The organism is Helicobacter apodemus (assembly GCF_003097575.1).
Taxonomy (GTDB): Bacteria; Campylobacterota; Campylobacteria; order Campylobacterales; family Helicobacteraceae; genus Helicobacter_D; species Helicobacter_D apodemus.
The window spans coordinates 1,130,052-1,153,984 of record NZ_CP021886.1 but is presented as its reverse complement, the minus strand read 5'-3'; the positions used below and the strand labels follow the sequence as shown (position 1 = coordinate 1,153,984).

General features: G+C 32.4%; 22 protein-coding genes and 1 pseudogene. 10 read left to right on the top strand and 13 right to left on the bottom strand.

Annotated features, from left to right (window positions below; translation table 11 throughout):
• The first annotated feature begins 5 nt into the window (after positions 1 to 5).
• A complete protein-coding gene (gene trpB / locus CDV25_RS05645) occupies positions 6 to 1,211 on the top strand; it encodes a tryptophan synthase subunit beta (RefSeq protein WP_108911120.1) in 1,206 nt (401 codons plus the stop codon).
• 217 nt (positions 1,212 to 1,428) lie between these two features.
• On the opposite strand, the gene CDV25_RS05640 is transcribed toward trpB, so the two are convergent.
• From CDV25_RS05640 to metK, 4 genes are all read right to left on the bottom strand, one after another.
• On the bottom strand, positions 1,429 to 3,423 hold the full coding sequence (locus CDV25_RS05640) for a methyl-accepting chemotaxis protein (protein ID WP_204161834.1): 1,995 nt from the start codon (positions 3,421 to 3,423) through the stop codon (positions 1,429 to 1,431).
• A 479-nt stretch (positions 3,424 to 3,902) separates the two neighbouring features.
• Positions 3,903 to 4,499, bottom strand: coding sequence for a peroxiredoxin (locus tag CDV25_RS05635; protein WP_108911119.1), 597 nt, complete (start codon positions 4,497 to 4,499; stop codon positions 3,903 to 3,905).
• 1,376 nt (positions 4,500 to 5,875) lie between these two features.
• Positions 5,876 to 7,279: a glutamate--tRNA ligase gene (gene gltX, locus CDV25_RS05630; protein ID WP_108911118.1), complete on the bottom strand. Its 1,404-nt coding sequence runs from the start codon at positions 7,277 to 7,279 to the stop codon at positions 5,876 to 5,878.
• Between the two features lie 586 nt (positions 7,280 to 7,865).
• The gene (gene metK / locus CDV25_RS05620; RefSeq protein WP_034553672.1) at positions 7,866 to 9,023 is read right to left on the bottom strand and encodes a methionine adenosyltransferase; all 1,158 of its coding nucleotides are present in this window, start codon (positions 9,021 to 9,023) and stop codon (positions 7,866 to 7,868) included.
• A 333-nt stretch (positions 9,024 to 9,356) separates the two neighbouring features.
• Here metK and CDV25_RS05615 point away from each other — a divergent pair, with 333 nt between their 5' ends.
• The 6 genes and pseudogenes from CDV25_RS05615 to CDV25_RS10930 all read left to right on the top strand — a co-directional run bounded on the left by CDV25_RS05615 (position 9,357) and on the right by CDV25_RS10930 (position 14,401).
• Positions 9,357 to 10,832 carry an AAA family ATPase gene (locus CDV25_RS05615; RefSeq protein WP_108911117.1) on the top strand — a complete coding sequence of 492 codons (1,476 nt, stop codon included), beginning with the start codon at positions 9,357 to 9,359 and terminating at the stop codon, positions 10,830 to 10,832.
• Positions 10,822 to 11,397, top strand: a complete 576-nt coding sequence (locus CDV25_RS05610; RefSeq protein ID WP_108911116.1) for a hypothetical protein — start codon at positions 10,822 to 10,824, stop codon at positions 11,395 to 11,397. The genes CDV25_RS05615 and CDV25_RS05610 overlap by 11 nt, the downstream gene beginning before the upstream one ends.
• A gap of 907 nt (positions 11,398 to 12,304) precedes the next feature.
• Positions 12,305 to 12,955 (top strand): uracil-DNA glycosylase family protein, encoded by a 651-nt coding sequence (locus CDV25_RS05600; RefSeq protein WP_108911115.1) that lies wholly within the window; start codon positions 12,305 to 12,307, stop codon positions 12,953 to 12,955.
• Between the two features lie 176 nt (positions 12,956 to 13,131).
• On the top strand, positions 13,132 to 13,587 hold the full coding sequence (locus CDV25_RS10580; protein WP_239056318.1) for an FAD-dependent oxidoreductase: 456 nt from the start codon (positions 13,132 to 13,134) through the stop codon (positions 13,585 to 13,587).
• Positions 13,588 to 13,595: 8 nt separating this feature from the next.
• A pseudogene (locus tag CDV25_RS10935) lies at positions 13,596 to 13,930 on the top strand (FAD-dependent oxidoreductase); the annotation flags it as partial.
• A 93-nt stretch (positions 13,931 to 14,023) separates the two neighbouring features.
• Positions 14,024 to 14,401: an oxidoreductase dimerization domain-containing protein gene (locus tag CDV25_RS10930; RefSeq protein WP_432805894.1), complete on the top strand. Its 378-nt coding sequence runs from the start codon at positions 14,024 to 14,026 to the stop codon at positions 14,399 to 14,401.
• Positions 14,402 to 14,512: 111 nt separating this feature from the next.
• On the opposite strand, the gene CDV25_RS05590 is transcribed toward CDV25_RS10930, so the two are convergent.
• From CDV25_RS05590 to hypF, 3 genes are read right to left on the bottom strand one after another with little or no spacing between them, the layout of a single operon-like run.
• Entirely contained in the window at positions 14,513 to 14,782 is a 270-nt protein-coding gene (locus tag CDV25_RS05590; protein ID WP_108911114.1) for a HypC/HybG/HupF family hydrogenase formation chaperone, read from the bottom strand.
• Complete coding sequence (gene hypB / locus CDV25_RS05585; protein WP_204161833.1) at positions 14,760 to 15,461, bottom strand: hydrogenase nickel incorporation protein HypB; 702 nt, start codon at positions 15,459 to 15,461, stop codon at positions 14,760 to 14,762. The genes CDV25_RS05590 and hypB overlap by 23 nt, the downstream gene beginning before the upstream one ends.
• A 10-nt stretch (positions 15,462 to 15,471) precedes the next feature.
• Positions 15,472 to 17,802, bottom strand: a complete 2,331-nt coding sequence (hypF, locus tag CDV25_RS05580; RefSeq protein ID WP_108911113.1) for a carbamoyltransferase HypF — start codon at positions 17,800 to 17,802, stop codon at positions 15,472 to 15,474.
• Positions 17,803 to 17,862: 60 nt separating this feature from the next.
• Here hypF and CDV25_RS05575 point away from each other — a divergent pair, with 60 nt between their 5' ends.
• Both CDV25_RS05575 and CDV25_RS05570 read left to right on the top strand, forming a co-directional pair.
• On the top strand, positions 17,863 to 18,480 hold the full coding sequence (locus CDV25_RS05575) for a thiamine phosphate synthase (RefSeq protein ID WP_108911112.1): 618 nt from the start codon (positions 17,863 to 17,865) through the stop codon (positions 18,478 to 18,480).
• Positions 18,481 to 18,512: 32 nt separating this feature from the next.
• Positions 18,513 to 18,827: a YciI family protein gene (locus CDV25_RS05570; protein WP_108911111.1), complete on the top strand. Its 315-nt coding sequence runs from the start codon at positions 18,513 to 18,515 to the stop codon at positions 18,825 to 18,827.
• Here the strand turns inward: CDV25_RS05570 and CDV25_RS05565 are convergent.
• Entirely contained in the window at positions 18,811 to 19,077 is a 267-nt protein-coding gene (locus CDV25_RS05565) for a hypothetical protein (RefSeq protein ID WP_108911110.1), read from the bottom strand. The two genes, CDV25_RS05570 and CDV25_RS05565, sit on opposite strands and share 17 nt — an antisense overlap.
• Positions 19,078 to 19,188: 111 nt before the next feature.
• Between CDV25_RS05565 and tatB the strand changes: the two genes are divergently transcribed.
• Entirely contained in the window at positions 19,189 to 19,590 is a 402-nt protein-coding gene (gene tatB, locus CDV25_RS05560) for a Sec-independent protein translocase protein TatB (RefSeq protein ID WP_108911109.1), read from the top strand.
• On the opposite strand, the gene CDV25_RS10565 is transcribed toward tatB, so the two are convergent.
• The 5 genes from CDV25_RS10565 to CDV25_RS05540 form a co-directional block, all read right to left on the bottom strand.
• Complete coding sequence (locus CDV25_RS10565) at positions 19,587 to 19,760, bottom strand: hypothetical protein (protein WP_239056316.1); 174 nt, start codon at positions 19,758 to 19,760, stop codon at positions 19,587 to 19,589. The genes tatB and CDV25_RS10565 overlap by 4 nt on opposite strands.
• On the bottom strand, positions 19,727 to 20,869 hold the full coding sequence (locus CDV25_RS05555; protein ID WP_239056315.1) for a ComEC/Rec2 family competence protein: 1,143 nt from the start codon (positions 20,867 to 20,869) through the stop codon (positions 19,727 to 19,729). The genes CDV25_RS10565 and CDV25_RS05555 overlap by 34 nt, the downstream gene beginning before the upstream one ends.
• A gap of 6 nt (positions 20,870 to 20,875) precedes the next feature.
• The gene (locus CDV25_RS05550; RefSeq protein ID WP_108911108.1) at positions 20,876 to 21,700 is read right to left on the bottom strand and encodes a universal stress protein; all 825 of its coding nucleotides are present in this window, start codon (positions 21,698 to 21,700) and stop codon (positions 20,876 to 20,878) included.
• 98 nt (positions 21,701 to 21,798) lie between these two features.
• Positions 21,799 to 22,842 (bottom strand): tRNA 2-thiouridine(34) synthase MnmA, encoded by a 1,044-nt coding sequence (gene mnmA / locus CDV25_RS05545; RefSeq protein WP_108911107.1) that lies wholly within the window; start codon positions 22,840 to 22,842, stop codon positions 21,799 to 21,801.
• A 9-nt stretch (positions 22,843 to 22,851) separates the two neighbouring features.
• Positions 22,852 to 23,265 (bottom strand): hypothetical protein, encoded by a 414-nt coding sequence (locus CDV25_RS05540; protein WP_108911106.1) that lies wholly within the window; start codon positions 23,263 to 23,265, stop codon positions 22,852 to 22,854.
• Positions 23,266 to 23,933 lie beyond the last annotated feature (668 nt).

Genomic DNA, 23,933 nt, shown 5'->3' with positions numbered 1-23,933 from the left:
TACCAATGAAACAATTTTATTTAAAGCAATTCCCTAATGAAGAAGGGTATTTTGGAAAATTTGGTGGAAGTTTTGTCCCAGAGAGTATTCAAAAAGCAATGCAAGAGATCGATGCAGCTTATAATCTTATCGCGCAAAATAGTGATTTTATCGCGGAATTACGAAAAATTAGAAAACATTTTCAAGGGCGTCCTACTCCGATTTATTTTGCACATAATTTAACAAGGGAATATAAAGGGGCTGGAATTTATTTAAAGAGAGAAGATTTAAACCACACAGGAGCACATAAGCTTAATCATTGTATGGGTGAAGCACTTTTAGCAAAATTTATGGGAAAAAAGAAATTAATTGCAGAAACAGGGGCTGGACAGCACGGAGTGGCATTAGCTACAGCAGCAGCTTATTTTGGGTTAGAATGTGAGATTCATATGGGAGAGGTGGATATTGCTAAAGAGCATCCAAATGTAGTGCGTATGAAAATCTTAGGGGCTAAGGTTATTCCTGTAAGCTTTGGAGCAAAAACCTTAAAAGAGGCGGTAGATTCTGCCTTTCAATCTTATCTAAAAGATCCTCATAATGCGATGTATGCTATTGGCTCTGTAGTTGGTCCTCATCCCTTTCCTAAGATTGTCCGAGATTTTCAAAGTATTGTAGGGATAGAATCTAAAGAGCAATTCCTTGAAATGACAGGAGAGTTGCCAGATATAGTTATAGCTTGTGTTGGGGGCGGCAGTAATGCTATGGGGATTTTTAGTGGATTTATTGATGATAGTGTAGAGTTAGTAGCGGTAGAGCCTTTGGGGAGAGGTGAAAAATTAGGAGAGAATGCAGCAACTTTGAGCTATGGAGAAGAAGGTGTTATGCACGGGTTTAATTCAATTATGTTAAAAGATTCTAAGGGAGAGCCAGCATCTGTTTATAGTATCGCAAGTGGATTAGATTACCCGAGTGTTGGACCAGAACACGCTTATTTGTATAGTATTGGACGCACTAAAGTAGCAACAATTTCAGATAAAGAAGCCATTGCTGCATTTTATCTCTTAAGCAAAAAAGAGGGTATCATTCCTGCTATTGAATCTAGCCACGCTTTAGCTTATGCTCTAAAGATAGCCCCAAATCTTAAAGGGAAAAAAATCCTTATTAATCTTAGTGGAAGAGGGGATAAAGATATTGACTTTATCGCTAATACTTATGGCTATGGAGAGGTTTAATTGTTATAAACCCTTATGTTTGGATAATTTGAGTCTCTTTGAGAACTTCCCTATCTAAACACATAATAACAAATAAAAATTTCTAGTGCTTAAAGCAGTGATTTGAGAGATAAAAAGAAAGTTTTATTAATCAAAATAAAAGTAGTAATGGTCAAAGAAATAGAGTGCTTAGAAAATGCTTGAAAATTGCAGTTAAGCCAATAAAGAAGAAGTTTCCCTAAAACTTCTTCTTATTAACATCTTCTAATATCTCTTGAGCTATAGCATTAACATTTTGTGTAACACTATTGGTATCATTAACAATCTCTACATTATTTTGTGTAACACCCTCTAATTGATTAATAGCTTCATTAATTTGTGAAATACCCTCTGTTTGTTCTTTAATAGATTCACTCATATCATTAATACCTTGCACTAAGACATTAACATTAGCTTCAATCTCATTTAAAGACTTTCCTGTTCTCTCTGCTAATTTTCTAACTTCATCTGCAACAACTGCAAAGCCTCTTCCGTGTTCTCCTGCTCTTGCTGCTTCAATAGCTGCATTTAATGCTAAGAGATTAGTTTGATCGGCAATATCTTTAATCACACTTACGATATTTTTAATATCCTCTGCTTGTCTTGTAACCTCTCCTGTCTTATCACTAACATTTTGCATAGAGCTAGAGATTTCTTCAATAGCAGTAGCGGATTCTTCTAAAGAATTAGCTTGGGTATGAGAGCCTTCTGTTAATCGCTTCATAGCTTCTTGTAAAGCATTAGATTGTTCCCCTAAGCTCTTAGCAGAAGTAGCACTTGTTTGAAGCATAGCTTTAATCTCTTGCCCTAAAGTATTAGTTGTTACTTCTACACTTCCTCTAGCATTAGGAATCTCTGTTGTAAAGTCTAGGGATTTATAAGATTCAAAAACCCTATTAATTTCATTCATATTAGAACCTACTTTAGATTGTAAAGTTTCTAACATTTGGTTCAAAACATTTTTTAATTCTACTAATTGAGGATTATGAGGAGTTTCTGTAATTCTTGCTGTAAGATTTCCTGCTTCTATTTCTTTAGCAGTGGCTACAGATTGTTCTACAGCTTTTGTATCTTGTTCTAAGCCTTTTTGGGTTTTTTGAATATTTTCATTAATGGCTACTGCCATTTGACCAAATTCGTCGTTAGAAGAGATTTTAATAGCACTAAGGGGTTGTTTAGTTTCGTAATTAATATAAGAAAAGAAAGAAAATAATCCCTTTTGGATACTAGAGATAGGTTTGAGGAAGCCTCTAATGATTAAAAATAGCACTGATATGCCAATGGCTAGTAAAATAAGAGCAATTATTGTATTTTTAATAACAGCAGATTGTACGCCCCGAATATAGTCATCTTGATTTGCAGAAACTCCAATTATCCATCCAAATGGCATTTGTGCATAATACACCGTTTTTAAGAAGCCTAAATTGGTATATTCTGCAACTCCAGTTCTAGACTTTTTAACAGCATCACGTATTGCATCTTCTGCTTCAATTCTTTTATTATCTAAAACTAAGCTTTGGTCTTTATGGGAGATAATTTCTCCATTATTATCGGTAATAAATACCGAAAGACTAGGTAATTCAGCAGTTACAAAGTTTTCAAATCTTTTTTGAAAATCCGTAATAACAATATCTACTGCAATGACGCCAATAAATTTGCCATTTTCATAAATAGGTAATGCTGCAGTTGCGACTTCTTTTCCTTTTAGTGCTCCAGCTTGTGAAATATAAGCAGAAGTAACAATAAATTTGCCAGCATTTTTTGCTTCTTGATACCAAGGACGCATTCTCATATCTATCTCTGGAATATCCCAATTGTTACTAAAAGTTATTTTTGGTTCTTCAGGATAGGCTTCATCAAGATAATTTCCATTTTCATAGGCTATAAAAATATCTGCATATTTTACAATTTGTGATGTGTAGCTTAGAATTTCTCTTTGTGAAACAATATCGTCTTTATTGACTTTAGAGAGCATATTAGCTGCAAATTCTAAATGCTGTTTAGCCTCAATATTCATAGTGATATTTATAGTTGTATAAGAAGCTTCTAAAACACTTTTTTGTATAGTGTGATAAAGATCTTCAACAATACGTGCTGAACTTTTGTAATACATAAAATTTAGTAATAGTATGATGATTACAAAGGTAATAATAGCTAAACCTGATATTTTTGTAGTTAATGATCGCATTTTCATAAATTATGTGTCTCCTTATTGTTCTTACATGGATACTTTTTGTTACTATTATAATATTTATTATTCTATACTAATGAATATAAATGCTCTCTTAAGCGTTTTAAAAAGAAAACTTACGACTTTTAAGCTTTAAGATAACAATAAAACAAATATTATGTAAAGATAGTTATCTCTAAGATTAATCTAGAAATGTTTATCAAAAATGAAAGGTTTTTAACTCTGCGCGGTAAATTTTGAAATTCTAAAAAGATGTATTTTAAGTCAATAAATAGTTTGAATGAATCAAGTTAAGAAGCAATAAAACAATATTCTTGTATTTCTTAATGTTAGGTGAATATAATTATTTTCCGGATTAAAAATACCAAATTAAGAATCATCTAACCCAAAATTAGCAAACTTACGATAAAAGGTTAAATTGATTAAAGCAAAATTTTCTAAGGAGATGCGAAATCAAAAAGGGGAGAGCCTCCCCTTTTTGATTAAAGGTTATTAGCATTTTGTGAGAGATATTCTTTTACACCTTCAGTTGTTGCTTTCATACCTTTATCACCTTTATTCCAACCAGCAGGACAAACTTCACCATGCTCTTCAAAGAAAAGTAAAGCGTCACACATTCTTATCATTTCATCCATATTTCTGCCAAGTGGTAAATCATTAATAACAGCGTGGCGAACAATTTGATTTTTATCAATTAGGAATGAACCTCTTAATGCAACAGCTTCGTCAATTAATACTTCATAATCACGTGAAATTTGTTTAGTAATATCAGAAACCATAGGGAATTGAACATTACCAATCCCACCTTGATTAACAGGAGTATTTTTCCAAGCAAAATGCACCACATCTGAATCAATAGAGACACCAATTACATTAAATCCTTTTTCATTAAACGCTACTACTCTTTTATCCATAGCAATAATTTCAGAAGGGCATACAAAAGTAAAGTCTTTTGGCCAAAAGAATACAATCGCACCGTTTCTGCCAAGATTTCTTGAAAGTTCAAAATCATTAACAATTTGATTATCTGCTAAAACAGCAGGGGCCTTAAAATTTGGAGCTTTTTTAGTTACTAACATAGTCAATAATCCTTTTATAAAAATAATTTGTTGATAAAAAATATCAATATCTGAATGATACTCCAAAGTAAATAAAACTAAAATTAAAAATAAATTTAAACCATCTTTTTTCTTTATTACTCCCTAAACCTTGAAAAATTTATTTGTATTCTTGTTAAATTGAAGCTTAGATCTTGATTTGGTATAAGGATTTTACTTAATTATGCTATTTTGTTATGCATACTTAAATTGACAAAGCCTTAGATTATGTATTTTTAAGCTTAAAACTTTATTACTTAGGCAGTTAATATAGTATGGTTTAAAGTAAAATCTCTAAAAGTGTTTAGATTTTAAAATTATAATTAAAGGATACACCATTCTGCTAAAGCATACTGCTTTATGGGGGTGATTTCTAATAACAAAGTAATTTTATTGTGTAATGAGATAAAAAATATTCTTTTGAATGAATATGGTAAAGCTTTTGTTAGGATTGTAAGTTTTGCTTAAAGTCTATTAGCTCTGTCTAAAACTTCTAAAGAGAGCTTTATTAAATCCTTTGCTTTGTAAAACAGGAATATTTAAAGATTGGTCGCTTTAATAACTTGATGCCTCAACTTAAATTTTTGTGTTCTTGAAATTTTTCTTATCAAAGAATATACTATACTTTATTAATGTTTGCCATTTTGCTTGTTTTCTTTATTTTAAATATCCTTGTTCTCTCACCATATTCTTGATTGCTTTTCCTTATGTATTTTTCTGGCTTTACCCTCTGTATGTGCCTAATAATGCTTGCTTTATTAAAGAAAAGTTTTACCTGTTTTTAGCTTCCCAAAAACTAGCATTAATTAGGAGAGTGCTAAACCTTTATCAAAACAATTGTTAGTAGATATTGGCATTAAAGGGTTCATCGGCTATTTATACTTTAATTTTTAAGGAGTGTTTTTTTAAAAAAAATAAATCTGTATTTTGTAGATAATTAGGTGTAATTTCTATTTGAAACCTCAGTTTGCTTACCCATTTATCCCTAAAATGCATTGTAAAACCTTTTTGCTAAAGAAATTTTGCGGGATTATTTTTAAAACTCTTCTGTATCCTTAAAGGAAGTTTGTCCTTGATAATAATATTTGTTGTTTTAAGTTTATCATTTAAGGAGTTTGTCAAAATATTTAAACGACATAATTTTATCAAAACTCAAGTGGAGTTAGAATCTTTGTCAATTCTTATAAGTGTTTGGATGTGTTCTCATCAAGAATTGCTAAATCTAAACTTGTCTTTAGCAATGAAGTTTTTGTTAATATGCTATGATTGCCTTTTATCAAAATAACCAAGCTTATTGACTCAGGTGCAAGTAATTTATCTTAAAGGGATAAAAATTTAGAAGTCTTTAAGAAAACGTTTTAAGTAATGTCAAGAATAGCTAAGGCATTTTTAAGACGCATTAAAATTTCCTCTTTTTCTAAAACAGCAAGTAAGGGTGCAATACTAACCCCTCCACTTTTTCCTAAGAGTGCAAAACGCAAGAGCATAAAAAAACTTTTAGGTTTAATGCCTTGAAAACTTGCAAAAGATTCAAGTTCTATCTCCGCTGCTTTTGTAGAATCTATAGGTTTTTTTATGGCTTTAAAATAAATAATGAGTTCTTTTAGCAAATGTATATTTTCAGAAGTTTGTAACTTATTTTTCATTTTTTCATCATAAACACTTATTGGCAAGAGGCACTCTCTTAAAAGAGCGACAAATTCTTGTAGGGTTTTAGAACGCTCTTTTAACTCTGTATAAAGCATATCTTGTGCTTTTTGGGAAGGGATTTTTTCATTATAGAGGGGGAGTAGGGCATTAATATTGTCATTTGTGAGATTTTTAAGATAGTAGCTATTAAGCCATAAAAGCTTTTCTTGATTATACGCTGATGGAGCGGTGTTTAGGTCTTTAGGATTAAAGAGTTTAAGCATTTCTTCTTTGCTAAAGACTTCTTGGTCTCCATAGCTCCAACCTAAACGAATGAGGAAGTTTAACAAGGCTTGGGGGAGATAGCCCATACTTTGGTATTCCATAACATTCATTGCCCCATCTCTTTTGCTAAGTTTATGCCCTTGTGGGTTTAAAATCATTGGCACATGAAAAAATTTAGGAATCTTAAAATTAAGTGCTTGGTAAATAAGGATTTGTTTGGGAGTATTGCTTAAATGATCATCTCCTCTAATAATATCGGTAACCCCCATTAAAGAATCATCAATAGCGACGACAAAGTTATAAGTAGGGCTTCCATCACTTCTTGCGATAATAAAATCATCAATTTCTTTAGCATTAATAGATATTCTACCCTTTACCCCATCCTCAAAGCTAATTTCACCCTCTAAGGGTGCTTTAATCCTCACAACAGGCTTTATTCCCTCTGGTGGAGTTCCTTGAAAATTGCGGTAGCGATTATCATAACGTGGGGTTTCACTTCTAGCCTTTTGGGATTCCCTTAAATCCTCTAATTCCTCTTTGCTCATATAGCAATAATAAGCTTTTCCCTCTTTTAAGAGTAATTCAATGTAATGCTGGTAAATCAAAAAACGTTCGCTTTGGTAAATAACCTCTCCATCATAATCTAAACCCACCCAATTAAAAGCCCTCAAAATAGCCTCTTTAGCTTCATTAGAATTCCTAGCTTTATCGGTATCCTCAATGCGTAAGAGAAATTTTCCGCCATTAGCCCTTGCATAAAGATAATTAAAAAGTGCTGTTCTCAAGCCTCCAATATGTAAATATCCCGTAGGAGATGGGGCAAATCGTGTAACAATATTTGTTTCCATAAAAACTCCATTCTATGATTATTATTGATGGGATTATAACCAAAATATGCCTTTTGGTTGGGCTTAAAAAAAGAGTAGTTTAACTTAAAAGATTATATAAGATTTAATGTTATTTAATAGCTCTTTATAATCTTCTCTACCATTAAAATCTTGTATCTTTATTCACTCCCTCTAAATAAAACCCCAAAATTATCCTATTTAGGAATCTATATTTTTTATAACAAGATATTTTTCAAACATTATTCCTTTAATGCTTAAATCCTTATCAAATTTGGAAACCTTTAATTCATTGGTTATCATCGAGACTAAATTCTATAGTATTGAAATTTTGTATAGGTTTGTAGATTCCTTGAATAATGCAAAAATAAAGTTTATTGTTTTTAAAAAGAGCAGATTGTATAGGAGACACACAAGGATTTTTAAGTTCCTTTTGTGGCTAAAAAGGTTAGATATTTATCTAAAATTTCTAGAATCTCTTGCTTCCTTATAATTACTTTCTGCCCCTTGCAAGAAATATACCCCCAAGACATCTTTTTCTATAAAGAAATGGGTCTTATGATTAATCCTTTGCGTTTAAAATATACCCTTAAAGTTTGAAATAATCTTTAATAGCCTCTACTTTATCAGTTTTTTCCCAAGTAAATTCTGGAAGTTCTCTACCAAAATGTCCATAGCTTGCAGTTTTTTGATAAATAGGGCGGAGGAGATTAAGGGATTCTATAATACCTCTAGGTGTGAGCTGGAATAGCTCTTTAACACATTTTTCAATTTTAGAATCTTCAACCTTGCCGCTTCCGTGCGTATTAACTAAAATAGAAACAGGCTCTACAACACCTATGGCATAGGCAATTTGAATAGTTGCCCTATCGCAAATACCACTTGCTACAAGATTCTTTGCTACATAACGCATTGCATAAGCTCCACTCCTATCAACTTTGCTTGGATCTTTTCCGCTAAAAGCCCCTCCCCCGTGCGGACAACTTCCGCCATAAGTATCAACAATGATCTTCCTGCCTGTTAAACCTGCATCACCTTGTGGTCCCCCTATAACGAATTTTCCTGTTGGATTGACAAAATAACGGATATTATCTTTAGCAAATTGCTGGGGCAAAGATTTTTTGACAACCTCTTCAATAACTGCACTCCTTAATGTGTCTTGTGAAGTCTCTGGGCTATGTTGTGTAGAAACAACAATCGTATCAATCCCTGCTGGAATCCCATCAACATACTTAATAGTTACTTGGGACTTACCATCAGGACGCAAAAAGGGCAAAGTTCCATCTTTTCTAGCCTTTGCTAAGTTTTCTGTGATTCTATGGGAGAGATAAATAGGTAGAGGCATTAAAACATCTGTTTCTTTGCACGCATAACCAAACATTAAGCCTTGATCTCCCGCACCAATTTCCCCATCTTCTCTATCAACACCTTGATTAATATCAGGACTTTGTTCGCCAACTCCATTTAATACACCTGCACTATGATAATCAAAACCATAACGCGCATCAATATATCCTATCTCCCTAATCACTTTTCTAGCAATATCTTGCATTGGCGCATAAGTATGTGTTTTTAGCTCTCCTGCAATCACACAATATCCATTAGATAATAAAGTCTCACACGCTACTCTAGCTTTTGGGTCACGTTCTATAATATAATCTAAAATCGCATCACTAACTTGATCTGCCATTTTATCAGGATGTCCTTCTGTAACAGATTCGGAAGTAAAAAGAAATTCTTTTTTCATAAATTCACCTTGTATTTAAAATATTTTTCTAATTCTATCGCTAAAAGCTTAAAATCTACCTCAAATAATTTACCCATAATAAAATTTATTAGTCTTATTTTGTTTTTGCAAGCCTTTGTTCTAGCGGGATAAGGAATAAACTCCTTATTAATACTTGTGATTCTAGCCTTTATTCCTAACCCTTATTAAGTATAAGGTAGGATTACAACAAAAACTAATAAAATACAATCAAAATTTATTGGAATTAAGCAAAATAGATGAGTTTAATTAATGTTAAAAAATAAATACCCAAAACTTAAAAATCTAATATGGTGGGAGTAGAAAGGATAAAAAATGAAAATTCATATTAAAAATATCGGAATGCTTGATGAAGCAGAATTTGAAGTGGGGGATTTGACGCTTATTTGTGGTGAAAACAATACAGGCAAAACCTATGCGACTTATAGTCTATATGGGTATTTGGATTTTATTAATAATGATACAGGATATATTATTTTAAACCTTATTGAAAACATAACGCAAAAGCTTTTAAATAATATTGCAATAGAAGATGAATGTGTAATGAAAATCTCCTCTGATATAATGAAAAATATTGTTAGTGAATTATTTAAAACATTAAATATGGCATATAAGAATAGCTTAGCTGAAATTTTGGCGGGTAAAGAAGAAGATTTTAATAATAGTGAGTTTCATATAGATATTGTGGAAGAAATGATTTCATACATAGAACAGGTAGAAAGTGCAGAAATACGAGAAAAGGTATTTGATTATTTTTCTTATTCTTTGCATTTTGAATTATTGGAAGCGACTAGAGAATATTTTTTGTTTGATTATAAAAAAAGCAAAAATCGTTTTAATGAAAAAATGCAAAAAGATATTGGTATAAGAAAGCAAATTTTTGTATCAACTTTATTTCGTTATATTGTTGTAGGTTTTTATCCTTACGCATTTATTTTAAGTGCTGAACGCACAGGTGCGACAATGTTTCAAAGAGAGTTAGATGTGAATAAAAATGAAATTGTTGAGAAAATTTCAAGGGCAAATGGAAAAAATATAGAGGAAACAGTGTTTAATGTATTAAACGCGAGATATTCTCGCTACCCAAAGCCTGTAAAGGATAATATTTATTTTGTGCGTGAGCTTGATGAGGTGGCTAAACAAACAAGCTTTATTAAAAAGGGCGAAAAAGAAAATGCCTTGCATAAAGAAATTATAGAATTGCTTTATCAAGTTGTGGGTGGAAAATATATTGTTAGCCCAGAGGGGATAGAGTTTGCCCCGGGTGCAAAACAAAGAATTACAAAAGGAAAGTTTTTAGTGCAAAGGGCTTCTAGTTCGGTGCGCTCCCTTTTAATGCTTAATTATTATGTTTTGCATAGGGCACAAGTTGGCGATATTCTAATGATAGATGAACCTGAGCTGAATTTACACCCCAAAAATCAGATTCTTGTCGCAAGATTGCTTGTCTTGCTTGTCAATGCAGGGGTTAAAGTATTTATTACCACACATAGTGATTATATTGTGCGGGAATTGAGTAATTGCATTATGCTAAAGAATCTTTCAAGCAATCAAATCCAAAAATTAAAAAGACAAGGATATAGCAAGGAATATGGTTTAGAATCTAAAAAAGTGAAAGCATATTTGGCAGAAAATATTAAGAACAAAAACACTTTAAGGGCGGTAAAAATCACGCAAGAACAAGGTATTTTTATGGAAACCTTTGATGAGTCTATTGATTTACAAAATGAAAATCAAGGATTGATTTTTGAGGAAGCTATGAGAAGCAAAGGGGATAGTAATGACAAATAAAAGTCTCTCTAACTTTAAAAATTCTATTCATCATAGCTTAAGGGCAAAAAACAAAAATGGGTGTTTATGTGTTAGCGAACAAGAAGAGTCAAGCGTGATTAAAGATATATGTTTTAATAAAGGAAACACCGATGATATTTTAATTATACAGCAAGACATTAAACATAAGAATTGCCGACCTATTGAGAAACTTTTTGAGAATAAAGCTAGGGTGGATAGTTGCGATTTTATTGTTTTGATATGCAAAAATAAAGGTTTGCATATATTTTTTTGTGAAATAAAATCAAGTAATAGTCAAAAAAATCGTGAAAAAGCTTTAAAACAAATCAACAGCTCTAAAATATTTTTTGAATATTTGTATAAAAACTATTTAGAGCATTTTAATCCTAAAGATTTCGAAATTTCAATAGAAAATAGTAAAAATATTTATATTTATCCTGCCTCAACTTCACAAAAAAATTCAACTTTTGGTGCAGATAAGAATTATTTAGAATTTAGAACAATAAGAATGGATTTAAATGGAAACACATACATAGATAATATTTGTAAGTTTTTCAAGATATGATTAATATGCCAAATCTCCTCCTCTACACCACGCAAGACAAAAAGGTCAAGATTGAACTCTATGAGTTAGGTGAAAGTGTATTTTTAGCACAAGATGCTATGGCAAAACTTTTTACCTTCGCAGGATTACATCTAAAGAAACTTTGCTTTGACACCTCAAAACAAAATATAAGTTTGCATATAAGAAATATTCTGTTAGAAAGGCAACTTGTGTGCAAAGGTGGGAGGTTATTAGTTGGTCAGATTGGGTGATAAAGTTAATATAAATCATAGAAAGCTTATAGCGTTTGTTGAAAGTGATAAAGAAAATTTAATTGCCTTTACAGGATTTTTCGTTATTTAGAAAAACAACAAAAGATTTTAAAAACCTTTTTGATGTTTTTAGTAAAAACTAAAATATTACAAGAATTGCTTATAAGATTGACAAGTGGAGCAATTATGCCATCAATAAATGAAAGTAATTTTTTAAACTTTAAAATCCCTCTCCTAGAGATTCAATAAAAATGGTCAATGCAATTAATCATCGTAGAGAAAAGGCAAAATCTTTGCAAGAGGAGACAAATAGACTAAAGCAAAATTCTTTATCAAAATACTAGAATTTTGCTTCTTATGCTAAGGTGTTTATTGATTTTTTGGCTAAGGAGCAGATAGAGTAGGAATATAAAATATTTTATAAATATTAAGGTTTTAAAGATTGAAAGGTAATGCATAAGATAGGGTGCAGGATTAAATATTTTTGGTAAAATGGCAGGTGCTTGGTGTGATATGGTGAGGAAATTAAAGTGTTTTTGTATTATTTCAATACGCAAAGCACTTCAAATATAAGTTTAGGAGTTTGAAAGATTGTGTAAAATCCACCACAAAATCTATATTTGCTCTAAGTTATATTCATACATATAAGGATAAAAATGCCTACTCATCCCTTTGCTCCTAGCGGTTTAACTAAAGATTCTAAAATCCTTATTCTTGGATCTTTTCCCTCTATTGTTTCAAGAGATGTAGGATTTTATTATGCACACCCACAAAATCGTTTTTGGAGAGTGCTAGAGCTGTTGTTTAAAGATGGAGATATTGCACCAGCTTCTATTACCCCCCAAGCTATTCTTTCAGAGCAAAACACTACCTTGTATAGTGCAATAGGTTATAAGCAAAATATCCCCTTGTCTATGCAGTCTATGGTTACTAAAATAGAGTTTCTTAAATCCCATTTACTTGTGTTATGGGATATGGTGAAATCATGCGAGATTAAAGGCTCTAGTGATTCTAGTCTAAAAAATATTGTGTTTAATGATATTTTTACCTTGTTGCATTCAAGCAAGATTCAAGCTATTTGCTTAAATGGCACAAAAGCGACAATGTTATTTAAGCAATATTGTAAGAATCAAAACTTACCACTAACACTACATTCCCACTCCCATTATAAAACCCTTACACCCTTAACTCCACAAAAATTTAGGCACAAGATAGTGATATTTTCTTTGCCTTCAACTAGCCCAGCCAATGCAAGGTATAACCTTGATAGCCTCTTGAATGCGTGGAAAATTTTGTTAAAAATATAGATCTCTGCCTTATTTGGTGTTTTTAGAGTATAATATACTGCAAAAGCTATATCTTTTTATTATGATGTTTTAAAGGATAAACTATGCAAAAATTTGATGCGATTATTATTAGTTTTGGTAAAGGTGGAAAAACATTAGCAGGATATTTAGCAAGCAATGGAAAAAAGTTGCTTTAATTGAGCAAGATTCTAATAATGTATGGTGGGACTTGTATTAATATAGGATGTTTGCCATCAAAATCACTCGTAAAAAATGCTCTTTTAAGCCCTAAGGATGCAAATTTTGTAGAAAAGCAAACTTTTTATGCAAAGGCGGTGCAAGAGGAGCAAAATCTAACCACAACCTTGAGGCAAAAAAACTATGATAAGCTTAATAATCTTTCCAATGTTACAATCTTTAATGCCAAAGGAGAGTTTCATAGTGATACGATTGTAAAGCTTACTATGCAAGGAGAAAATGAGGAGATATTCATTGAAAGTGAACAAATTTTCATTAATACTGGTGCAAAAGACATAATCCCTAATATTAAGGGTATTACACAGAGCAAACATATCTTTACAAGCAAAACATTGATGAATAGTCCATTTTGCCTAAGCATTTACTTATCATCGGTGGAGGCTTTATCGCCTTAGAATTTGCTGTGATATATGCAAATTTTGGTTCAAAGGTAACACTTTTACAGAGAAAGGAGACTTTCTTGAGAAAGAAGATAAAGATATTGCAGAATCTATTTATGAGAGTTTTCAGCAAAAGGGTATTGAAATCCTCTGTGGTGTGGAATTTGTAGAGATAGAAGATAAAGGGGATATAAGTATTCTTAGTATTAAGCGCAATAGACAATCCTTAAGGCTTGAAGCGGATGCGATTCTTAGTGCTACAGGTAGAGAGCCAAATACACAAAGTCTTTGCTGTGATAAAGCTGGAGTAGAGCTTGATATAAGGGGTGCAGTTATCGTTAATGATAAACTTCAAAGCAATGTGAGCCATATTTATGCCTTAGGTGATGTGAATGGTGGTGCACAATTTACTTATGTTTCGCTTGATGATTATCGTATTATTGTAAGTAATATGTGTAATACAGGCTATAATCGCACAAAACGCAAGGCATTGCCCTCTAGCGTATTTATTGACCCACCCTTTTCTAAGGTGGGACTAAGTGAAAAAGAAGCAATTAAAGTAGGCTATGAAATAAAGGTAGCAAAACTCCCAGCTGCGATGATTCCAAAAGCTATTGTTCTTGAAAAACCTCAAGGACTGCTAAAGGTTATTATTAATGCAAAGACCAATGAGATTTTAGGTGCAGCACTCTTTTGTGAAGAGTCTTATGAGATGATCAATCTCATTAAGTTAGCTATGGATTCCCATCTTTCTTATGAAATATTAAGAGATCAAATCTATACACACCCAACGATGAGTGAAGCATTCAATGATTTATTTAATGTGTAAATATTAATCTTGATAGCAAGAAAGTAGCCTAGTAAAGTTCTAGGTGATATATCGTAACATATTATTTGTAGATAGTTCTCTTTAGCCTTTTTTGATTTATGGGATAGATTTTTAAGTAGTTTTATTAGCCTCTTGTAACTCTCTCTCCTCCTCTTCTATGGCTTTTATAATTTCCTCATAAGTTTCTAAAGAGAGTTTGGCTTGTTCCTCATCAATCTTACCCATTACATAACCAATATGTAAAAGCACATAATCACCGATGTTTATTTCCTCATTCATTAAATCTAAACTTGCCTCTCTTTGCACGCCTAAAGTATCAAGGGTTGCGGTATTAGTAGCTTTATCAATAGAAATAACTTTAGAAGGTATGGCTAGACACATAATTTTTCTCCTTATTTTCTTTTAAGAAATTACTAAGTATTTTAAGAGTTTTTTCTTCATTAGAAAGCAAAAAAAGTGGAATATCTTTTTTGAGTCTATCTAAATCTTCTTTGACTTGTGTAACTTTAAAGTTAAAAACTTCCATTAAATCAGATTTTGAGATAATTACTGCATCTGCACACAAAAACATTGTGGGGTATTTTAGCACTTTATCATCCCCCTCTGGTGTAGAGAGTAGGACAATATTCATATTAGCACCTAAATTATAGCTTGCAGGACAGACGAGATTGCCGACATTTTCAATAAACAAAAATTCCTTTAAAGAGGCAGTTTTTTGGAGATTTTCTAAAGCTTCTCTAACCATAGAGGCTTCTAAATGGCAAGCATCTCCTGTAGTGATTTGGTAGGCATTAATTCCATATTTTGCTAGACGCTCTGCATCGCGATTAGTTTGCAAATCCCCCTCTACTACACTAAAATCTAGTAGATGGTATTTCGCAAGATTTTCTAACAGGGTTGTTTTGCCACTTCCAGGGGAACTCATAAGATTAATGGTGAAAATCCCATTATCATTGTAAAACTCACGAAGCTTTAGGGCTTCTTTGTCATTTTTGGATAGGATTCTTTGTGCGACCTCAATGCTTTTTTTACTTAGGGTTGGATTATTGATTGTTTTCATTAAATTCCTTTTAGAGGCTATTATTGTAATGATTATTTTCTAAGAGTTGCATAAAGTAAGCTTGACCAAAACTAATACCCCCATCATTGCAAGGGATTTCATAGTTTAAAAAAACCGATTTGTTTTTAAGGAGTTTTAGGGTTAATGTGGTAAGGATGAGGTTTTGAAAACATCCTCCACTTAAGGCTATATTTTGCTGATTTTGGGTGAGTGTTTGGATGATTTTTGCTAAAGTGAAATGAAAATTGAGTGCGATTTGCTCTTTATCAAGATTGTTTTGTAAGTCTCTATAAATCTCTTGTATCATTATTTCCCAAAAAATTATTGAATCTTGACATTTAAAGGTATAGGTTTTTGGCGTTTTTTTGTTTTGTAAAGCATATTTAGCAAGGGATTCTAAAATCATTCCCGCTTCCCCTTCATAGCTGGTTTTTTCTATTACCCCACAAAGTGTAGCAATAATATCAAAAAGCCTTCCCACAGATTGACAAAGGGGTTGGTTTTGTCTTTGGTGTAAATGGTGCAGAGTTTCTAGGGAATTTTCTCCATAATCCTTTTGGAGTGAAGTGATAAAGGGGAGCTTTATTTGGCAATAATCGTTTTTAAAGGCTATAAAAATCGCTTCTATGGCTAATTTTCTTGTATCTTTAATAGCACTTTCCCCTCCTAGTAGGTAAAAGGGTTGAAAATGCCATAGCTGTTTAAAGCTTAGGGGATTATTAGGATTCCATTGTAAAAACTCTCCTCCCCAAATACTGCCATCTATGCCATAACCTGTGCCATCAAAAATAATCCCTAAAACCTCCTCTTTAAGGGAATTCTCTGCTATATTAGAGAGGAGATGTGCGAAGTGGTGTTGGATGAGAATCGTTTTATCTTGAGGCTGCACCAAATGCCTTTGGTGATAATTAGGGTGCATATCAAGCCCAAAAGTATGAATCTTTGTTGTATATCTTGCAGAAAAGAGTTTTAAGGTTTTTTTAAAGTTTTCAAAGCTTTCAATATTGTCTAAATCTCCTAAATGGGGGCTTAATAAAGTCTTATCTCTAAAGTGAAAAGTAAAGGTTGATTTTTGTTGTGCACCTAGTGTAATGAAGCTAGAATAGCGTTTATGGTGTTTAATGGGTAAGGTAACATCGCATAAATACCCTCTAGCTCGTCTTAAAACCTGTGTTTTTTGATGAATAACACGTACAAGGCTATCATCAATGGGGTTGAAAATATCCCGATTATAAAGCAAGATTCCATCGCAAATGTGTTGGAGTTTTTCACAAATTTGGTAATAATCTTTTACTAAAGGCTCTCCGCTTAAGTTGGCACTAGTGAAAATAAGCGGAAAGTCTAAGTGGGCAAAAAGTAAGTGGTGTAAAGGTGCATAAGGCAAAATAATACCTAGAGTGCTTAGGTTTGGAGCAATAAGCTCTAAAGGGAGGCAGGAGTTTTTGGCTTGGCTTAAGAGGATAGGGGCAATGGGGGAGTTTAACACTTCTATTTCTTTAGCGTTTAAAGTTGCGAATTGCTTGGCAGTGTTGGTATCTTTACACATAAGCGCAAAGGGTTTTTTAGGACGATTCTTGCGTTTTCTTAAATTTAAAATGGCTTCTTTATTCCTTGCATCGCAGATAAGGGCATAACCACCAACCCCTTTTATGGCTAGTATTTCTCCATTTTTTAAAGCTAAAATAGCAGATTCTAAGGGGTTTTTTAGGGTATTTAAAAAGGGAGTGATTTGAGAATCGGGAAGTTTTTGGGGGCTAAAATCTCTTGTGAAAAAAAGTTTAGGTCCGCAATTTGGACAACAATTAATTTCTGAATGGAATCGTCTTGAAGCTGGGTTTTCATATTCTTTTTGACAGGCTTTACACATTTTAAAGTCTGTCATTGCGGTTTTATCCCTATCATAGGGCAAAGAAGCAATAAGGCTATATCTGCCTCCACAATCTATGCAGCTTATAAAGGGATAGCCATAGCGGCGATTTTTAGGATTAAAAAGCTCTTTTTTACATTTTTTACACATTGCTATATCCGCTGGAATAATCGCACTTTTAAAGGAGTGCTCTAGGCTTTTTTTAATTTCAAAGGAATGGAAGTTTGGAGAAGTTTTTAGCTCTTTTTGGGTAATAGAATCAATCCTTGCGGAATTTGGGGGATTCTTTAAGGATTTCAAAAAAGATTGTAAGTTTTTCTCCTCCCCTTGAATGCAGAGTTTAACGCCTTGATTATTATTTAATACATAGCCCTTTAGATGATATTTGGTAGCTATTTTGTAAATAAAAGGGCGGAATCCCACGCCTTGAACGATACCTTTAATAAGGATTTGAAAAGTTTTTAACTTCTGCATAGTAAAGCTCTTAACATAAATGCTACAATTTTAAAAGAATATTTTTTAAAAAGTGATGAAATGTTAAATGGAGTTTATGCTATTAGTGATGAGATTTTAACGCCTTATAAGCGTTTGTCTGTAATGTTGCAAGAAGCTTGTGATGCAGGGATTAGCTGTTTTCAATTTCGTGATAAAACGCATAAAGATAATGTCATTAAATCCTTATGTGAGGAATTGCAAAGTCAATGCCAAGAAAATGGAGTGATTTTTATCCTTAATGATAGGGTGGAATTAGCACAAACCATAGGGGCAGAGGGTTTGCATATTGGCAAAAAAGAGGATGAAAATCCCTATACGCAAGAGGAATTAAGGGAGATTCGTCAAAACTTCAAAGGAATCTTGGGGGTATCTTGTTATGGTAGTTTGCAATTAGCCCATCAAGCTAAAATGTTAAAGGCAGATTATATCGCCTTTGGGGCTTGTTTTGCTTCTAAAATTAAGCCTAATGCAAAGAATATCCCACTTGATTTATTTGGGCAAATAGAGGGGATTACTCGCTGTGCTATTGGTGGGATTGACGCACAAAATGTTAAGCGGTTAGAAAATGTAGAAATGGTAGCTTGTATTAGTGGCATTTGGGTGGGCGATATTAGGGATAATATCCATAATATTTATAAAAATTGGAAAAAAGCTTAAGAGAGCTGTTATAATGCTAAAAAGGAGTTAAAATGAAAAATTTATTTGTAATTTTAGTTACTTATACCCAAAATATAGAGGTTATTGATAAGATTTTGCCCTCCCATAGAGAATATCTACAAAAGGGTTATGAAAGTGGGAGATTGCTTGTAAGTGGTCCTCAAAATCCACGAGTAGGTGGGGTTATTATAGGTTGTTTTGCAGATAAAGAGGAGGCTAAAGCTTTTACACAAAAAGACCCATTTTTCTTAAAAAATGCCGCAAATTATGAGGTTTTAGAGTTTAATCCTATTTTGCATCACCACTCTTTAAAAGAGTTTTTAAATGCCCCTAATGGGTGTAATTAGGGAGCTCAGATTCAAAATAATACCACTCTAGCTCTGCAGGAATAGAGACATCAACAATTTTGCCTTGTTTATTTTGTGTGAGAGATTTTTTGCTAATTCCATCAATTTTACCTCCATTTAAAAAATAATAGGTAACTCCAGAACCTATCCCTGCGCCTAATAGAAAGGCGTCTGTCCTAGGAGAAATACAACCTCCTAATGCAAATAGCAATAAAAGGTAAAAAAGTGCGCTATTAAAGGTTATTTTCATAATAATGTCTCCTATATAACTAATTTCTTGATAGTTTCTAAGCACACTTTATTCCAAAATGCGATAAAATCCTCAAATTAGAGAATTTCAGCTAGAGCAGGAAGGCGATTTATGTTTGGGATGGGTTTTTTTGAGATTTTGCTCATTGCAGTGGTAGCTATTATTTTTTTAGGTCCTGAAAAATTACCAAAGGCTTTGGTGGATGTGGCAAAATTCCTAAAAGCAGTCAAAAAAACAATGGATGAGGCTAAAGAGAGTTTAGATAAGGAAGTAAATTTAAGTAAAATTAAAGAAGAGGCGTTAGCTTATAAAAATAGCCTCACACAAGGGGTAGAGAATCTCACCAAAGAGGTGGATTTAAAAGAAATCTCTTCACTTGATTTTTATGAGGAAAAAGAACCCCCTAAAGAAACAGCTACACAAGATTCTGCAACTTTTAACAAAGAAGCGATAGAAGTTAAACCTGCCTCTACAAAAGAAACCCTAGATTTTAAAAACAATAATAATCCCTAATGGATAGTAAAATAGTCATAAACTCCATAGCCATAATAAGCAATATTTACACAAAGTAGGGCAAAAAACCCTAAACGATAAAAAATAGCCAATAATGTTAAAGCATTACAAAGAACAAAGAGATAAAGACTAGGTGTTAAAGCAATGGTGGGGGATTTAAACTTAGCCATTTTAAAAGTAGGCTATCTAAAATCCCTCCAAAGCCCAAAAAATGTGCTAATAACATACAAGGATAATAGAGTGTAAAAAGAGGCGTTAAAAGCAAAGAGAAGAGGGATAAAGGAGAAAAGGGAGGAAAGAAATAATAAATAATAATCCCCATTAAGAAAAAGGTAGAAGCATTGAGTAATGCAATATAGAGGAATTTCTGCCAAAATCCTTTTGGAAGTTTAAAGTATTTAAAAAATAAAAAAATATATAACACCCCCATACAAGAAAAATAAAAACCAAGCGAAAAAATAAGATTTGGGAAAAAGGCAAGCAAAAGAGCAATGCTCCAAAAGAAGGATTCTAACTTTAAAAGATCTAATCCCCTAAAGGTGAGAAAAAACCCTACACAAGACATCGCCAAAGCCCTAAGATAAGAGGGGGATTGTGTAAGGAATAGGTAATAAAGGATTAAAAGGATTAACACTAAAATGCCTATATCAAAATAATAATTACGATAAGGAAAATAATATTTTTGCAAAGGTTTATACAATAAGCCTAAAACCATAAATCCCACAAAGCTTAAAATGCCTATATGGTAGCCAGAGATGGCAAAAAGATGGGAAATACCATAACTTTGTGAGAGTTCTCTCCAAGCAAGGGGCAGGGGGTCAGAGAGAAAAAGTGAAAGATAATATTCACGCATTAAAGGATTAGTGTGTTGTTTAGAGATGAAATCACGGACAGGTTTTCTAAAATCCTCCCCTTCTAAAAGGATAAGGTTAAAACTTGGGGCATAAAAGCCCTTTAAAAAGTCTAAAAAACTTACTTGTGAGAAAATTACCCTTAAATGGATATTTTTGTATCTTAAGTCTTTTAAGTCTTCCCTTGAAGTTGTGTAAAAGATTCCAAATTTGGTTTGGAGTTTTAATACAAAGTAACTTTTAGCATTTTTGGTTTTTGTATATTGGGATAAGACATTAGCATAAATAAGAGGTGTTTTTTGGGATTTTAAAGTATGAAATTGGTGATATTTAAAACCTAGAGAACAGATGAGGATACTGCATAAAAATAATGCAAAAACAATGCGTTCTTTAGAATTAAAAAATAAAGGAGGGGAGAGATTTTTCACCAGACCTTAGAATTTGCAAATTAAAACATCAAGATTAGAATGCTCTAAAACATCTAATGCAAAGAAACTCACTTTTCCGCTTGTAGGTAAGACTACAAGGGAGGAGTTTTTGCTCTCTGCAACACTTAAAAGACGAGTATAAGTTAAAATCCCACTATCTAATACCATATTAACATTATTTTTATCTAGCTCTTTAAGGAATTTTTTAGATTGCTCTTTCGCTTTTTCTTCTGCACTTTTATTATATTTTGAAATTTGCTCATCATCTGCCCCATAATGCCCTAATCTAATTTCAAAGGGGCGATTAATCATATGGTAAAAGGTAATTTTTATATTGTCAAAAAGTTTTTTAGTAACTTTTGCAAGTTTCAAGGAATTGTTTGAAAAATCTGTTGGGGAAAAGGCATTGATATAATCTGGTAGAGATTCGTTTTTAGTTACAAGCACAGGTATTTGAGATTTTTTAACGATTTGTTTAGCGGTAGAACCAAGTAATATTTCTGTTAAATGATGGTTTTCTCCTGCAGAGCCAACGCATAAAAGTTTGCATTCTCTTTCTTTTATGTGTTTGCAGATTCCCTTAACAATAGAACCGACATAACAAAATTCCTGTATTACAACTTCTGGACTTGGGAAGTGTTCAAGAATGAATTTTGCTAATGCTTCTTTTCCTGTTCTTTTGCTTTGCTTAGGGTCATGAAAAATAGAATGCTCTACAATATGCACAACATCTAAAGTAGATTTTGATTTTTTTGCTAAATATAAGGCTTTTGAAATGGCTATAAGGCTATTTTGTGAAAAGTCTGTTGCAACAGCTATGCGGTTCTTCATTTTAGGTTATTCCTCCTTTGTAATTGTTATTTATTATAACAAAAAAACGCCAAAAGATACAATTTTAGAATTTTCTTACCCCTTATTAATATTACCAATTATACGATGAACCCTCCGCCTAAAACTTTGTCTTGTTCATAAATAACTAAAGCCTGTCCTGATGCTACACCATAAGCGGGTTCTTTGAGTTTTGCAATGATAAATTCTTGATTATCTTTAGAATCTAATTCAATAGTAGCTTGTATCTTGTGGCTTTTATAGCGGACTTTTACTTCGCAATCTAAGGGTTGATGATTGACAAAAAACTCTTTAGGCAAGGAGAAATTCAAGGCTTTAATCTCTGAAGTTGCTAAAGATTCTTTAGAGCCTACAACTAAAGTATTATTAGCTGGATTGATTTTTAAAACATAATGCGGTGTTAGGGCACCTTTAATAGTAAAGCCTTTGCGTTTGCCAATGGTATATTGCATATAGCCTTTGTGTGTGCCAATTTTGTTGCCTTCCTCATCTAGCACATCGCCCATTTGTTGTGTATTATAATGTTTATTTAAAACATCAATATAGGAATTTTCTACAAAGCAAATTTCTTGTGAATCTTTATAGGTTTCTAAAGTCCCAAGCCAAGGAAGTTCTTTGAGTGCTATGGGTTTAATATCCTCCTTTTTTTTATCCCCTAATGGGAAGAGGATTCTAGCAATCCATTCTTGTTTGACCCCAAAGAGAAAATAACTTTGATCTTTTGTATTATCGACTGCTTGAGCTATTTTTCCTTCTTTGATTTGTGCGTAATGCCCTGTTGCGACATAATCACATCCTAGTTTATCGGCTAATGTAAAGGCAATTCCAAATTTCACAAAAGGATTACACATAGCACAAGGGTTGGGCGTTAAGCCTTGTTTGTAAGATTCTATAAAATAATCATAAACAGCCTTTTTAAACAGCTCTCGCTCATCAATGATTTCATAAGGGAAGTTAAGAACTTGTGCACATTTTTGAATATTTTGTAGGTAATAGTTATGTTTTTCTTCTTTATCGTGCAGTTTAAGGTATATCCCATAAACACTAAAACCTTGTTTTTGGAGCAAATACGCACAATAGCTAGAATCTACTCCACCACTCATTAATAATAAAACTTTTTTCATAAATAACCTTTACAAATTTCTTTGATAAATCAATTTTTTTTCCATTAACAGCGTATTATCTGTATATTTCGCCCATAAAATATCAAGTGTAAAAACTTCTCCATTTCCTAGCAAAGCATAAGGGAATCTTTTATAATAAAGAGCTCTTTCATTTTCTAAAGATTCTCTAAAAGAAGCCTTAATTTGTAAGCCTTTTATCAAATGGAGTTTTTTAGAATCTTCAGCAATGATAACGCCAACTTTTGGGTTGCATTTTGCAAATTGAATATGTTTGCAATCTTGCATACTTTTAAACACTAAACTAATGTATTTTTCGCAAAAAGCATAATAACAACTTGCGGTATAAATTTCTTGCTGATTATCTAATACACTAAGGGCTAATAAATGATTGCTGCTTACAAAATTTTTTATTTTTGCATCCATTGAGGTGGCATTATATCCAAAGAAAATTAAGGATTTTTTAAATTATACTTTCATTGTATCGTTAAAAGGGTTGTAACTAAAACCCCTACTAACTCTTACTATCTACACTAAACAATCCTAAATCCTAACAAACCCAACCAATCCTAACAAACCCTAACTAAGATTCATTAACTCTTTTAAGATAAAAAATATAAAAGAGTATTTTTAATTACTCTTGCCACTTAAACCCCTTAACTTTATTAAATCTATGAAAACTTATTAATTTATTTATTAAAAATCTTATTAAACCCTACAATAAACTTTAAAAGAATAATAAATAACCAACAAAAGATTCAAATAGAAATTCAAACAAAACTTAAGCTTTCAAAGAAATAACCTGCTAAAACTTTATAAGAACTAATAATCCTTACTCCCTTATTATTTTTTATCTTTACTATGCTGTGTGGGTATGTTATGTTAATCATTATCTTTAGTGTAGTGTATTAGCTCTAGTGGATAGGGGTTTTAGTTATTTAGTGGGGTGTAGTGTTGGCTGTTCTTTTTAGGCATTTTTATTTAGTGTAGTAGCTAGGTTTTTACTTTATTTTTATTGTGTGCTGTATGTTGGGGAGGAGGAGGGATAAGTATTATCTTTGGTGGGGGGTATGAGAGCAACTAAAGAGTCAATA